Source organism: Kitasatospora setae KM-6054, from assembly GCF_000269985.1.
GTDB lineage: Bacteria > Actinomycetota > Actinomycetes > Streptomycetales > Streptomycetaceae > Kitasatospora > Kitasatospora setae.
Genome location: NC_016109.1, coordinates 1,762,086 through 1,776,400, shown reverse-complemented (window position 1 = coordinate 1,776,400; position 14,315 = coordinate 1,762,086). Strand labels below are relative to the sequence as shown.

Below are 14,315 nucleotides of genomic sequence, written 5' to 3'. Positions count from 1 at the left end.
GTCGCGTCGTCGCCGTGCCCGGCCGCGCCGGGCCATGGCTTTCGCGCAGGTCACGGCAGTAGGGTGCGCGGATGGCGACCCATGAGCGAGAGATCACCGCACCCGTCGAGCTGTGCCGCCCCGACGGGCGGCTCGACCCCGACGCCGTCGGCTGGTCGCGGACCCCGCTGCACCGGGCGAACCTGCGCGGGTGGGGGCGGACCAAGCGCTGGGAGTACTGGTGCGTGACCACGCCCACCCACCTGCTCGCGCTGACCGTCAGCGACCTCGACTACCTCACCCTCGACACCGCCTACTTCCTCTCCTGGGACGAGTACGGCGTCCTCGAGGACCACGAGCGCACCGCGATCGCCCCCGGTCTGCCCGGCCGCCGCACCGCCTTCCCCGAGGGCGTGGCCGGCTCCGGCGGCCCGTACGGCGGGGACCTCGCCGGCGGCCCCGCGCGGCCGAGCCGCCGGAAGGTCCGGATCTCGATCACCCACGAGCCCGGCGGCACCCGGCTGCGCGCCCGCGCCCTCACCGCCGACCTGCGCCCGCTGGAGGCCGACCTGCTGGTCGCCCTGCCGGACGGCCACGAGACCCTGTCGGTGGTGGTGCCCTGGGACGACGAGCGCTTCCAGTACACCTCCAAGCACACCGCCCGCCCCGCCACCGGCACCGTCCGGCTCGGCGACCGGGTGTACGACTTCGGCGCGGACGGCGACGCCTGGGGCGTGCTCGACCACGGGCGGGGCCGCTGGCCGCGCTCGCTCGGCTGGAACTGGGGCGCCGCCTCCGGCCGCACCGACGGGCACACCGTCGGCCTCCAGTTCGGCGGACAGTGGACGGCCGGCACCGGCAGCACCGAGAACGCGCTCTGCGTGGACGGCCGCCTCAGCAAGATCGGCACCGAGCTGGCCTGGCACTACGACCCCGCCACCCCGCTCGCCCCCTGGCGGATCACCACCCCCGGCAGCGACCGGGTCGACCTCGCCTTCGTCCCCTTCCACGACCGCCGCACCCGCACCGAGGCCGGCCTGATCGCCAACCGCACCGACCAGTGCTTCGGCCGCTACCGGGGCACCGTCCGCACCGACGACGGCCTGCGCGTCGAGGTCGACAACCTGCTCGGCTGGGCCGAGGACGTCCGGATGCGCTGGTGACGCCCCCGCCCATGTGCCGCCTGCACGGCCCGGGACCCGACCTCGCCGCCCTGGTCGGCCGCCGGCTGACCGCCGTCGTCGCGTCCTGGTACAGCCACGGCGGCGAGCGCGCCGCCGAGCCCGTGGTGGTCTGGCTGCGCGACGACCACGGCGGCTGCACCTTCGTCGGCACCGGCGCCGACTGGTGCCTGATCGTCGCCGACGACCGCCCGCACGCCGACGTCGACCTCGGCGACCTGGGCCGCCTCGACGTCCGCGACGCCCCGCACGGGACCCCCTTCGCCCCGCACCTCGGCCACCCCGTCCTCGCCGTCCGCCAGGAACACGCCCCGGGCACCGGCCGCACCGCCCTCGAACTCGACTTCCCCACCGGCACCGTCCGCTGCGAGTCCTGGGACGGCGACCTGCGGATCACCGCGCGGCCGGAGCACGCCGACGACCGGGCCGGCCGGAGGGCTTAGGGCCGGAGGCTCAGGGGCGGGCGGTTCAGGGGCAGGGGACGACGCGGGCGAAGTCGTGGTGGGTGGCGACGGCCTGCTGCCACTCCAGGGTGCGGATCATGCGGTGGACGATCAGCAGCGGGACGACGCCGACGACGCCGAACGACATGTCGACGAATTGCCAGAACAGCGGTATGCCGCGCAGCGGGCCGCAGATCAGGGCGAGCGGGATGACGCCGCCGCAGGCCAGCATGGCCCAGCGGACCACCCAGACGTTGCGGACCGGGTCGCGCAGCGGGCCCCAGAAGGCGGCGGCGATCACCAGGTGGGCGAAGGCGAGCCAGTCGGTGCCGTAGGCGAGGAAGGGGTAGTCGCCGTAGCCGGTGGCGACGCCCTCGCGGACGTGGTGCACCCAGGCGTCGAGGGCGGGGGAGAGGCCGTCCAGGCCGGTGGCGTCGACCAGCCGGGCCAGCAGCGAGGTCTCGGTCTGCAGGGGGAAGGCGGTCAGGCCGCTGAGGGCCAGGCAGACGACGAACAGGGCCAGCCAGCGCCGGATGCGGCGGCGGACGAGCGCGGTGTCGGCGGCGGGTGCGGAATCCGGTCCGGCCGTGGTGGAACCGGCCGGGACGGTGGCGGTGTCGGACATGGGGAGCCCCCCTCATGGCGCGGGTGCCGGAGACGGCACGCGGTGTCGCAGCAAGGACTCTAGACCTGAATTTGAACGCGTTCAACACGCCGGGACAGGCCCCCCAAAAGGGGTTTTTCGGACCTGTCAGGGGAAAGCCCTAATCTTGTCCCCCGTGACCGCCATCGCAGACCAGCCCACCCGGCCCGCTCCCGGCCCGGCCGCCGACGAGGGACTCGCCCGCCGGCTCAAGGCGCTGGCCTGCACGGCCCCGCTGCACGACCTGGACAGCCGCAAGGTCAACCTGGCCGGCGAGTACGCCTCGTACACGATGGCCGAGGTCGGCCTCGCCGCCATCGACCTGGTCACGCTCAACATGGACTTCGACACCGGCGCCGACCGGGACATAGTGCTGAGCCGCCTGCTGCCCCGGATCGCCGCGCAGAACCCCGGCCGGGCCGCCGCCGAGCACGAGCGGGTCGCCCGCTGGGTGCTGGAGTCGCTGATCAACGTCGGCAGCGTCGACCGCGGCTTCCGCGCCGTCTACGGCACCTTCGGCGCCGACGGCGGCTACACCCGGCGCGACTACGACTTCAAGCTGATCGAGGAGGTCCCCGGCCAGGACGGCGGGGTCTACCTGCGGACCACCGACGAGGCCGTCAACGTGCTGGTCGGCGCCCTCGACACCGACGTCACCAGCGCCCAGATCGCCGCCGAGGTCAAGCTGGAGGTGCTGATCCGGCGCGGCCGCCTCGCCGACGCCCAGCTCGCCGCCGAACAGGCCCGCTACCGCACCGTCCAGTACGCCGAGACGCTGCGCCGCGCCCTGGAGGCCACCCGGCGCAACGTCCGCGCGGTCGACTGGATGGAGACCGTCCCCGACCTGATCGACGAGGCGCTCGACCACATCGCCGACCGGTACCGGCACGAGAACGCGATCCTCACCAACATCCGCAAGGCCCGCGACGAGAGCGTCGACGGCGAGCACAAGCGCCGCGCCGCCGAACTCGTCGACATCGTCAAGGACTGCATCCGCCGGCACACCCAGCTGCAGACCCGGCTGCTGGAGGCCGGCCCGCTGTTCCGCGCCGAACAGGACCGGCAGGCCTTCGCCGCGCCCACCGCCCGCAGCGGCGTCGACCTGTACGGCCAACTGCTCGCCCCCGTGCTCACCCTCCCGCTCGGCGACGCCACCCGGCCCACCGACGCGTTCTTCGCCCGCGCCACCGGCCTGCGCACCCCCGTCTCGGTCCGGGTCGCCGACCTGGTCGACCTGCTGCTCACCCCGCCCGTCGAACGCGAGCACCTCGGCGCCGAGCTCCCCGAACCCGACCTGGTCGCCACCCCCGACGACAGCCGCTTCTCCGAGGCCCAACTGGAAGCCGCCCTCGACCTGCTCGACCTGCCCGCCGACGCCCCCCGCCGGCTCTCCGGCCTGCTCGCCGACGCCCGCGCCCGCGGCGCCGAACCCGGCGGCGACGGCGACGGCGAGGAACTCGCCTACCTGGTCACCCTGCTGGCCGTGCACGCCGCCAGCCCGCCGGTCGGCACCGCGTACCGGCAGGGCGAGGAACGGCTGCTGTTCGCCGTCGACGACGGCACCCGGCTGGACGACCCCGGCTTCGGCGGCGCCGACCTGATCGTCGGCAGCGCCCTGCTGGACGCCGCGGGCATGGCCGCCGACCGCAAGGACGCCAAGGGCACCGGGGCGGCCGGGTGACCCGTACGCGCACCGCCCGCACCCGCCGCACCGCCCGCACCCGCCGCACCGCCCGCACCCGTACCGCCTGCCGGACCCGCACCACTCGCACCGCCCGGATCGAAGGAGCCCTCGGATGACCACCACCAGCGAGGCGTGGACACCGCCCGAGAGCGAACCGGCCGCCGCCGCGCCCGCGCCGATCAGCCCGGCCGACGTCGCCGAGGCCGCCCGGCTGGTCTCCTTCGGCCTCCAGGCCAAGCTGCTGCCCGCGCGCGACGCCGAGTACGCCGAGCTGGTCCGCCGCTACCGGGACGACCCGTCGTTCGGGCGGCTCGCCGACGCCGTCGCCACCGGCATGGGCCTGGTCGTGCTGGAGGTCTCCGCCCGGGCCGGGATGGCCGTCGCCGCCGCCGAGGACTCGGTGTTCGCCGTCCGGATGGGCGACTACTCGCGGCGCGCCGCCTCCGAGTCCACCGACCGCTTCCTGCACGGCCTGGCGCACCTCGCGGTCGCCGCGCTCGCCTTCCCCCGCCCCGAGGACCTCGCCGACGACGGCTACCTCGGCCGGGTCACCGTCAACGGCGTGGACGCCTTCGTCCGGCAGGCGTGCCGCCGGCTGGAGGAGCGCGCCGAGGCCGAGGGCACCAACACCGACCCGGCCAGCGACGCCCCCGGCCTGGAGGCCGCCTGGCGGGTCTGGGCCCGCCGCTCCGCGACCGGCGCCACCAAGGACGCCCGCCGGCTGGCCGGCTCCACCACCGGCATCGTCTCCAAGGCGGTGTCCTTCCTGGTCGACTCCGGCTTCCTGCAGAAGACCTCCGACGACTCCGGCGGCACCTACCGCACCACCGCCCGCTACCAGCTCCAGGTCCGCGACCTGGCCGGCGGCGCCGCGATGGCCGAACTCCTCGACCTGGGCGTCGTCCCGGTCAGCGACGGCACCCCCACCCTGGCCCCGCCCGACGAGAGCGACGACCTGGTGGCCGACGCCGGCCTCCCGTTCCACGCCCTCTGACCCACCCACGGCACCGCCGCAACCGCTCCAGGAGAACCACCGCACATGTACGAGCTGAACCGGGTCCGCCTGTACTCGATCGGACCGGCCGGCGCCCGCTACGCCGACACGGTGCTCGACCTGCGCGGAGTCGGCGAGCCGGTGCCCGAGCCGCAGCCGCAGCAGATCGGCCTGTTCGGCGAGGAGCCCGAGGGCCCGCAGCGCCGCCCCGCGCCGGCCGGCGTGCTGTTCCTGGAGAACGGCGGCGGCAAGTCCGTGCTGCTCAAGCTGATCTTCTCGGTGATGCTGCCCGGCCACCGCAACACCCTGGGCGGCGCCTCCTCCGGCGTGCTGCGCAAGTTCCTGCTCGCCGACGACTGCGGCCACGTCGCCCTGGAGTGGCAGCACACCGTCACCGGCGAACTCATCGTGGTCGGCAAGGTCAGCGAGTGGCGCGGCCGCCAGGTCTCCTCCGACCCGCGGAAGTTCGCCGAACTCTGGTACTCCTTCCGCCCCGGCCCCGGCCTCACCCTGGACGCCCTGCCGGTCGCCGAACGCCCCGCCCTCACCGGCGACCAGCAGGCCCGCGGCCGCCGCCGCACCATGAAGGGCTTCCGCGACGCCCTCACCGAGGCCGGCAAGGCCCACCCCTACCTCGACGTCACCTTCGAGGAGATCCACGACCGCTGGATCGAGCACCTCGGCGCCCTCGGCCTCGACCCCGAACTCTTCCGCTACCAGCGCGAGATGAACGCCGACGAGGGCGAGGCGGCCGGCCTGTTCGCCGTCCGCAACGACGCCGACTTCACCGACCTGCTGCTGCGCGCCGTCACCGACACCCGGGACACCGACGGCCTCGCCGACCTCGTCCACGGCTTCGCCGCCAAACTCGGCCGCCGCGCCGAACTCGCCGCCGAACGCGACTTCACGGCCGGCTCGGTCGACCTGCTGCAGCGCATCGTCGACGCCACCGCCGCCCGCGAGACCGTCCGCGAGGGCCACCGCGCCGCCGACCGCCGCACCCGCCGGCTCGCCCTGTCGCTCACCGCCCGCTCCGGCGTCGAACGCGACCGCGCCCACGACCTCGCCGTCGAGGTCGCCGCCGCCGCGAGCGCCGTCACCGCCGCCGAGACCGACCGCACCCGGCACTCGCTGATCGTCTCCGAACTGACCTACCGGCACGCCACCCTCGGCCTGGAGGCCGCCACCGCCGACGCCGCCCGGCTGCGCCGCGAACTCACCGACGCCCGGGCCCAGTCCGCCGCCTGGCAGGCCGCCGAGGCCGTCCTGCGGCACCGCGCCGCCGCCGACCGGGCCGGCCGGGTCGCCGCCGCCATCCGGGAGGCCGAACTCGACGCCGCCCCCGCCCTCGCCGCCCGCGACCGCGCCGCCGGCGCCCTCGCCCGCGCCCTGGAGACCGCCGCCGCGAGCGCCGAGACCCGCGCCGACCAGGAGGAGCTGCGGGCCGACGAACTCCAGCAGGACGGCGCCACCGCCCAGGCCGAGGCCACCGCCGCCGCCACCGCCGCCCAGAAGGCCCGCTCCGAGGCCGAACACCTCCGCCAGCGCCTCACCGAGGTCGAGCAGGAGACCGCCGCCGCCGTCGACGCCGGCTGGATCGACGACTCCGGCGCCGAACCCGACCCGGCCCGCGCCGCCCTGCACGCCGCCGACGCCGAGACCGCCGCCACCGAGGCCCTCGACCGGGCCCGCACCGCCGCCGAGCAGAGCGCCGTCCGGGCCCGCGAGAGCGCCGCCGCCGAGGCCCGCGCCGAACTCGCCGCCGCCCGCGCCGCCGACGCCCGCACCGCCGCCGCCCGCGCCCTCGCCGCCGAACAGCGCACCGCCGAACAGCTCGCCGCCGAACCCCGGCTCGCCGAACTGCTCGCTCTCACCCCCTACCAGGACGGCGCCGACGAGTCCGAGGGCTTCCTCACCCCGCGAGTCCTCGACGCCGCCGCCGAAGACCTCCGCGAACTGCTCGACCAGGCCGTCGCCACCGCCGAACGCACCCTGTTCGACCTGCGCACCGCCGCCGCCGACGACTCCCGGATCCTCGCCGCCCTCGGCGACGGCGGCCTGCTGCCGCCCGGCCCCGACGTCCTCGCCACCGTCGAACACCTCGGCGAACAGGGCATCCCGGCGCTGCCCGGCTGGCGCTACCTCGCCCAGTCCGTCGACCCCGCCGACCACGACGCGATCCTCGCCGCCCGCCCCGAACTCGTCGACGGCGTCGTCGTCACCGACCCCGCCTCGCTCGACCGGGCCCGCGAAGCGCTCGCCGCCGCCGCCCTGCTGCCCCGCTCCACCGTCGCCGTCGGCACCGCCGCCGCGCTGATCGCCCCGATCCGGGAAGAACCCGCCTTCTTCCTGGTGCCGCCGAACCCGGCCATGCACAACGAGACCGCCGCCGACGACGAACGCCGCGCGCTGCGCACCCGCGCCACCGCCCGCGAGGAGCACATCCGCGAACTCGCCGCCCGGCTCGGCGGCGACCGCGCCCTCGCCGCCCGGCTCGCCTCCTGGCACGCCAGCTGCCCGCCCGGCACCCTCGCCGAACTCGCCGAGGCCGCCGCCGCGGCCGCCGGACAGGCCGAGACCACCGCCGCCGAACTCGCCACCCTGCGCGCCGACCACGCCGAGGCCGACGCCGAGCAGCAGGCCGCCGCCGCCCGCCACGAGGAGTGCCGGGAGGCCGCCCAGCGCGCCCGCCGCCGCGCCGACGCGCTGGCCGGCCTCGCCTTCCGCCTCCGCGAACGCGCCAACTGGACCCGCCGGCTGCGCGAACTCGCCGACGACACCGCCGAGTGCGAACGCCGCCAGGCCCAGTGCGCCGAACGCGCCCGCACCTGCGACGAGGACCGCCGCGCCGCCCAGCGCGCCGCCGACGACGCCCGCCGCACCGCCCGCACCCTGCGCGGCGAACGCGCCGAACTCGCCGCTGTCGACACCAGCGCCGAACCGCAGCACCCCGCCCCCGCCTCGCTGCCCGCCCTCCGCGAGGCGTACCGGGCCGCCGCCCAGCTCTACGAGAAGGTCGGCGTCGGCGCCGACCTGCGCGCCGAACAGGCCCGCGCCGAGAGCGACGAGACCGCCGCCGCCGCCGAACTCCAGCGCCTCAGCAACAAGGTCAAGGCCCGCGCCGAGGAACTCCTCGCCAGCCCCGACGGCGCCGACGGCCCCGCCCGGCAGGCCGCCGCCGCCCGCGCCGAGGAACTCGTCGCCCTGATCGAGGCCCGCTCCGACGCCGCCTCCGAGGAGGTCGGCCGGCTGCGCGGCGACGCCGAACGCTCCGCCCCCGCGGGCGGCGAGGCGCACACCGAACTCCCCGAGGACCTGCTCCCCGCCGACCCCGAGCACGCCCAGGCCCTGCTCCGCACCGCCACCGCGCTGCTCGCCGAACGCCGCGAACGCGTCGAGGCCGCCCGCACCGAACACGGCGACCTCCAGCGGACGCTGGACCAGGCGCAGGCCGCCGCCGGCGACTTCGAGGAACTCGCCGGACAGCTCCGCGACGCCCTGCGCGACAACGGCGAGGAGAGCGACGCCGAAGCCGACGCCTACCTCGGCTCGCTCGCCGCCGCCCGCTCCGCCGTCACCGACACCCGGCGCGCCATGCGGGCCGCCGCCACCGAGCTCACCGGCGCCGAACTCGCCGTCCGGGACGCCGCCGACGCCCTCGTCCGGCACGCCAACGCCGCCCGCTACGAGGCCGTCCGCACCCCCGCCCGGCAGCAGATCCGCGAGCTGCCCGCCGTCGCGCTGCCCGACCACGCCGCCGCCTGGGCCGCCGCGTTCGCGCCCCGGCTGCGCGTCCTCACCGACGAACTCGCCCAGCTGGAACGCAACCGCTCCTCCATCGTCGACCGGCTGCGCGGCCTGGTCGAGACCTCGCTCGGCACCCTGCGCGCCGCCCAGCGGCTCTCCCGGCTGCCCGAGGGCCTCGGCGAGTGGTCGGGCCAGGAGTTCCTCCGGATCCGCTTCGACGACCCCGACCACGCCGTCCTGGTCGAACGCCTCGGCGAGGTCATCGACGAGGCCACCCGCGCCGCCGTCAAGAAGAACTCGGACCTGCGCCGCGACGGCATGTCCCTGCTGCTGCGCGGCGTCGCCGCCGCGATCGGCCCCAAGGGCGTCTCGGTCGAGATCCTCAAGCCGGACGCCGTGCTGCGCGCCGAACGCGTCTCGGTCGGCCAGATGTCGGACGTCTTCTCCGGCGGCCAGCTGCTCACCGCCGCGATCGCGCTCTACTGCACGATGGCCGCGCTGCGCGCCAACGACCGCGGCCAGTCCCAGCTCCGGCACGCCGGCACGCTGTTCCTGGACAACCCGATCGGCCGCGCCAACGCGACCTACCTGCTGGAGCTCCAGCGCGCCGTCGCCGACGCGCTCGGCGTCCAACTCATCTACACCACCGGCCTGTTCGACACCACCGCGCTCGCCGAGTTCCCGCTGGTGATCCGGCTGCGCAACGACGCCGACCTGCGGGCCGGCCTGAAGTACATCTCGGTCGAGGAGCACCTGCGCCCCGGCCTGCCCGCCCCGCAGGCCCCCGACGGGCCGGCCGTCCACGGCGAGATCACCGCGACCCGGGTGTTCCGCAAGCCCGAGTAGCGGACGCGCGGAGGCCGCGGCCCCGGACGGTCGTCCCGTCCGGGGCCGCGGCCCCGTCATGCGCTCGTGCGGTGGTGCGGTGGTGCTACTGCCGGGTCGAGACGGTCACCGAGGAGACCCGCATCGGGTGCCCCGGCTCGGTCGCCGCGCCGGGCGAACTGCCGAACGCCTCCGGCAGGTTGCCGCCGATCGCGACGTTCAGGATCAGGAAGATCCCGTGGTGGACGGCCTGGTCCCAGGCGGCCGGGTCGACCCGGTCGGCGGTGACCTTGAAGTACTCCTGGCCGTCGCGCAGCCAGCGGACCTGCTCGGGGCTGGTGGAGCGGTCGACCTCGACGGTGTAGGTGTGGAAGGCGCCCCAGCAGTCCGCGCAGGGCCGCTCGCCGGAGCCCAGGCCGTTCGGCTCCTGGCAGGGGCCGCCGGGCGTGGTGCCGCAGTGCAGGGTGCCGAACACGCCGCGCCCGCCGACGGATTCGACCACGTCCAGCTCGCCGACGCCGGGCCAGCCGGTGTAGCCGTCGCGCAGCTTGCCGCCGAGCGCCCAGAACGCGGGCCAGTACCCGGCCGCGGCCTTGCCGCTGACGGCGGGCAGCGCCAACTCGGCCTCCACCCGCAGGACTCCGCCGGCCGGGGCGGCCAGGTCGGCCCGCCGGGACTCGATCCGGCCGGAGGACCAGCGGCCCGCCGCGTCCCGGGTCGGCGTGATCTCCAGCGCGCCCTTGCCGTCCAGGCGGACGTTGGCGGTCGAGTCGGTCATCGTCTCGACCTCGCCGGTGCCCCACCGGGCGGCCGGGCAGCCGGGGTAGCAGGTGCCCAGGTCGTACTGCCAGGTGGCGGCGTCGGGCCGGCTCCCGGCCGGGCCGTCGAACTCGTCCCGCAGCAGGGTGGTCCAGCCGGTGCCGAACACGCCCTGGTCGGTGAGGAGCTTGTCGAGCCGCGGGGTGAGCACCACGGCGGCCGCGTTGGTCAGGTGCGAGTCGTCGCGGTACAGCAGCACGTGCTCCAGGACGGCCGGGCAGCCGCGCCCGCTGGGCGGGCAGAGCACCGAGTTGACCTCGACGGTCTTGACGCCGGGGAACTTCCCGGCGGCGATCTCCTCGGCCAGCGGGTCGGCGTACAGGCCCTCGGTGCGCGGGAAGTCGCAGGCGGAGGTGGTGTTCGGGTGCCCGGAGACGCAGGCCGGGACGTCCCGGCCGGGGATCGGGGTGTCCTGCAGGTAGACGATCGGGACGCCCAGCTCCCGCAGCGGGGTGAGGGTCTGCTCCCAGCCGCGCAGCAGCGCGGCCCGGTCGCCGGTGTAGCGGTTCAGCGTGGAGACGACGATCAGCTTCGGCTTCGGGCCGTCCTTGAGCCGGGCCAGCGCGTTCGCCCGCCAGGTGTCGCACTCGTGGTAGGTGCGGCCCAACTGCGGGTTGACCACCTCGATCTCCGGCAGCGGGCAGCCCTGCTTCACCAACTCCTCCACGGAGAGGTGGTGCTGGGCGGCGATGCCGAGCAGCGCGGAGAACCACTGGCCGGCGTGCGAGTCGCCGAGCAGCACGATCCGGTCGTCGCCCGCGCCGAACCGGCACGGCGGGCTGGTGGTGTCGGCCGGGTTCACCTCGCAGGCGCCGTCCGGCGGGAAGTCCTGCCGGGCCTGGACGGGGTTGGGCACGGTCGGCGCGTGCGGCGGCGGCGCGGCGGCCAGCAGGCTGCTGCCCTCGCGGGCGCCCGGCGGCAGGCCGGACGGGTCCGGCGGGGTGGCCGGGCCCAGGTTGCGGATCGTGCCGGAGCCGACCACCAGCGCCAGCAGCACCGGGAAGACCACCGCGGTCAGGCCCAGCGACAGCCCGCGGCGCGGGATCTCGCCGAGCACCCGGCTGCGCCGCAGCGGCTGCTCCAGCCAGCGCAGCGCGGCGTACGCGGGCACGGCGGCGGCGGCGGTCAGCGCGGCCTTGACGCCCCAGTGCAGGGTGCCCCAGCGCGCCTCGGCGAGGACCAGCACCGGCCAGTGCCACAGGTACAGGTTGTAGGAGAGCCGGCCGATCGCGCGCGGCGCGCCGAGCGACAGCGCCCGGCCGACCAGGTGGGTGCCGCCGGAGCCGGCCAGGATGATCGCGGCGGTGGCGGCGGTCGGCAGCAGCGCGGCGTAGCCCGGGTAGCGGGTGCCGGCGTCGAACAGCAGGGTCGCGGCGAGCACCCCGGCCAGGCCGCCGAGGCCCAGCAACTCCCGTACCAGCCGGGGTATCCGGCGGATCGGCAGCAGGGCGACGACGGCGCCGGCGGCGAACTGCCAGGCCCGGGTCGGGGTGGAGAGGTAGGCGCCGGCGCTCCAGTGCAGCGAGAGCCAGAACGAGCCGGCGCCGAGCAGCACGGTCAGCCCGAGCAGGGCGCGGCGGCGCCAGGCCCAGCGGGCGGCGAGGGCCAGCAGCGGGGCCCAGAGCAGGTAGAACTGCTCCTCGACGGCGAGCGACCAGAAGTGCAGCAGGGCGCTCGGGTCGCGGCCGGCCGCCAGGTAGTCGGTCTGTTCGGCGATGAAGCGCCAGTTGGCGACGGACAGCGCGGAGGCGAGCACGTCGCGCTCCAGGTCGGCCCGGCGCAGCGGCGCGGTGAGCAGGGCGCCGAACACGGCGGTGACGGCCAGCACGACGGCGGCCGAGGGCAGCAGCCGGCGGGCCCGGCGGGAGTAGAACTCGGTCAGCCGGACGCGTCCGTGCCGCGCGGTCTCGGTGCGCAGCAGGCCGGTGATCAGGTAGCCGGAGACGACGAAGAAGACGTCGACCCCGACGAAGCCGCCGGCCAGGCCGGGAACGGCGGCGTGGAAGGCCAGTACGGCGAGGACGGCGACGGCCCGCAGGCCCTCGATGTCGGGGCGGAACTTCGGCCGCTCGACCGGTGCTTGGCTCAGCACGACGGTGAGCGGGGCGGTACTCGGGGCGGTACTGGTGGACACGGGAGCGTGGACCTTTCAGCCCAGCCAGGGCAGCATCGGGGCCGCCCAGCCGGAGGCGAGCAGGGCGATCAGGGCGAGCGTGCTCGTGACGGCGAGGGCCTCGGGCCAGCGCCGCGGCCGCATCGCCGGGCGGGCCCCGGATTCGGTGGACTCGGTGGCGCTGGGCCGGAGTTCGGCGTACAGGTCGCGGATCAGCGGCACCCCGAGGTGCAGCTGCACGGCCAGGTACAGGGCCAGGCCCCAGGTGGTGTTCCAGCCGTGCAGGTAGGTCGCGACGGCCACGCCGAGGCCGGTGGCGGCCAGCGTGCCGGCCGTCCAGACCAGTGAGGCGACCAGCACCTTGCGGGCCATGCCGCCGGAGCGGCCGGGCTTGGCGACGCCGGTGGGCACCCAGGCGGCGCTGCGGCCGCGGGCGGTGTGCCAGTAGGCGGTGGCGGCGGCGAAGCTCATCAGCACGTTGGCGCGCAGCACTTCGGAGCGCCAGCGGGTGCGGCTGACCCGGGGCAGCAGCACGTGCCACAGCCAGAGCAGCGAGAGCATCGGCAGCACGTACCAGGCGCGGACCTCGCCGGGGAAGGCGAACAGCATGACCAGCGGCGGCAGCGGCGCGGTGAGCACGTTGACGGCGGCGGCCAGGTAGCCGACGATGCCCTCGTCGAAGCAGCGGCGCATCCGCCAGGTCATCGCCTTGCGGGCGGCCCGGTCGCCGATCAGGTGCAGGTTGCCCATCGTCCAGCGGTACTGCTGGTTGACGAAGCTGGTGGTGGAGTCCGGCGAGGTGCCCTTGGCGACCAGCACCGGCACGTACCGGGTGGTGTAGCCCTGCTGGTGCAGGGCGAGGCCGGTGTACATGTCCTCGCTGTGGTCGAGCCGGGCGAAGCCGCCGGCGGCGTCGATCGCGGCGCGCCGGTAGACGGCGTTGGAGCCGCAGCAGATGGCCGCGTCGGAGGCGTCCCGGCTGGGCTGCACCCAGCGGAAGAACCACTCCTGGGCGGAGCCGGCGGCGCGCTGCACCCAGCCCATCGAGGCGTCGGTGTCGAAGCACTGCGGGCTCTGCACGATGCCGACCTTCGGGTCGCCGAAGTACGGCAGCAGGTGCCGCAGCATGTCGGCGCGCGGTGCGAAGTCGGCGTCCAGGATGGCGATGAACTCGCCGCTGCCGAGGGTCAGCGCGTGGTTGAGGTTGCCGGCCTTCTTGAACTCGCCGCGGTTCGGTCGGACCACGTAGTGATAGCCGAACTCCTTTGCCAGCGAGGCGACTTCGGGCCGGTCGGCGTCGTCGAGCACCCAGACGTCCAGCTGTCCGGGGTACTCGCTCCGGGCGACCGCGCGGTAGGCGTTCTCCAGGATGTCGAGCGGTTCGCCGCAGGTCGGCAGGTACAGGTCGACGGACGGCGGTGCGGCCGGCTGCCAGGCGGCGACCAGCAGTTCGTGGCCGGGCCGGGTGTAGCGGCGGCGGCGCAGTCCGTTCAGGCAGGTCAGCGCGAGTGCGACGGCGTTGACGCCCAGGACGGCGAGGAACGGCCACAGGGCCGGGGTGCGCAGCGAGAAGCTGAGCATGGTGCCCGCGCTGAGCGTGAAGGCGAGGGCGGAGAGCAGCGGGACCCAGCGGCGCTGAGGTCCGAAATACCAATAGAGCTCCTGATCGGATGGTGGTGACGGAAGGTGATTGGCAGTCATTGGGCCCCCCACGGCCAGACATTGACACCTGTCGCCGAGCAGATTACCTGATTGGTATAGACCAAATGACCACGCAGGATGAACACCGGGGCAACTCAGGTGAAGGCGGTGTGACCAGCCATGACCGTGTCAGGCGAGGGTGACGCCACGGTGGGCGAGTGGCCTCCGGGACGGGTGACGTGCAGA

Annotated in this window: 9 protein-coding genes; 6 read left to right on the top strand and 3 right to left on the bottom strand. The window is 75.5% G+C overall.

Annotated features, from left to right (window positions below; translation table 11 throughout):
* Positions 1–71 precede the first annotated feature (71 nt).
* On the top strand, positions 72–1,142 hold the full coding sequence (locus tag KSE_RS07775; RefSeq protein ID WP_014134734.1) for a DUF2804 domain-containing protein: 1,071 nt from the start codon (positions 72–74) through the stop codon (positions 1,140–1,142).
* Positions 1,139–1,603 (top strand): hypothetical protein, encoded by a 465-nt coding sequence (locus KSE_RS42735; protein ID WP_157850099.1) that lies wholly within the window; start codon positions 1,139–1,141, stop codon positions 1,601–1,603. Before KSE_RS07775 ends, KSE_RS42735 begins: the two co-directional genes overlap by 4 nt.
* 25 nt (positions 1,604–1,628) lie before the next feature.
* Here KSE_RS42735 and KSE_RS42010 read toward each other — a convergent pair whose 3' ends face one another.
* A complete protein-coding gene (locus tag KSE_RS42010) occupies positions 1,629–2,228 on the bottom strand; it encodes a hypothetical protein (protein WP_014134732.1) in 600 nt (199 codons plus the stop codon).
* Positions 2,229–2,382: 154 nt separating this feature from the next.
* On the opposite strand from KSE_RS42010, the gene KSE_RS07760 reads away from it, so the two are divergent.
* The 4 genes from KSE_RS07760 to KSE_RS07750 are packed head-to-tail and all read left to right on the top strand — an operon-like array spanning position 2,383 to position 9,517.
* Positions 2,383–3,927, top strand: coding sequence for a hypothetical protein (locus KSE_RS07760; protein WP_014134731.1), 1,545 nt, complete (start codon positions 2,383–2,385; stop codon positions 3,925–3,927).
* On the top strand, positions 3,924–4,046 hold the full coding sequence (locus KSE_RS45685) for a hypothetical protein (protein ID WP_255518933.1): 123 nt from the start codon (positions 3,924–3,926) through the stop codon (positions 4,044–4,046). The genes KSE_RS07760 and KSE_RS45685 overlap by 4 nt, the downstream gene beginning before the upstream one ends.
* Positions 4,043–4,924 (top strand): hypothetical protein, encoded by an 882-nt coding sequence (locus tag KSE_RS07755; RefSeq protein WP_014134730.1) that lies wholly within the window; start codon positions 4,043–4,045, stop codon positions 4,922–4,924. The genes KSE_RS45685 and KSE_RS07755 overlap by 4 nt, the downstream gene beginning before the upstream one ends.
* A gap of 45 nt (positions 4,925–4,969) precedes the next feature.
* Entirely contained in the window at positions 4,970–9,517 is a 4,548-nt protein-coding gene (locus tag KSE_RS07750) for a hypothetical protein (protein ID WP_014134729.1), read from the top strand.
* Positions 9,518–9,602: 85 nt separating this feature from the next.
* On the opposite strand, the gene KSE_RS07745 is transcribed toward KSE_RS07750, so the two are convergent.
* Positions 9,603–12,449 (bottom strand): acyltransferase family protein, encoded by a 2,847-nt coding sequence (locus tag KSE_RS07745; protein ID WP_014134728.1) that lies wholly within the window; start codon positions 12,447–12,449, stop codon positions 9,603–9,605.
* Positions 12,450–12,464: 15 nt separating this feature from the next.
* Complete coding sequence (locus tag KSE_RS07740; protein WP_014134727.1) at positions 12,465–14,129, bottom strand: glycosyltransferase family 2 protein; 1,665 nt, start codon at positions 14,127–14,129, stop codon at positions 12,465–12,467.
* Positions 14,130–14,315: the final 186 nt, after the last annotated feature.

Coding starts and splice junctions, on each gene's coding strand:
- KSE_RS07775 (WP_014134734.1), top strand. CDS start 72: ATGGCGACCCATGAGCGAGAGATCACCGCACCCGTCGAGCTGTGCCGC.
- KSE_RS42010 (WP_014134732.1), bottom strand. CDS start 2,228: ATGTCCGACACCGCCACCGTCCCGGCCGGTTCCACCACGGCCGGACCG.
- KSE_RS07755 (WP_014134730.1), top strand. CDS start 4,043: ATGACCACCACCAGCGAGGCGTGGACACCGCCCGAGAGCGAACCGGCC.
- KSE_RS07750 (WP_014134729.1), top strand. CDS start 4,970: ATGTACGAGCTGAACCGGGTCCGCCTGTACTCGATCGGACCGGCCGGC.
- KSE_RS07740 (WP_014134727.1), bottom strand. CDS start 14,129: ATGACTGCCAATCACCTTCCGTCACCACCATCCGATCAGGAGCTCTAT.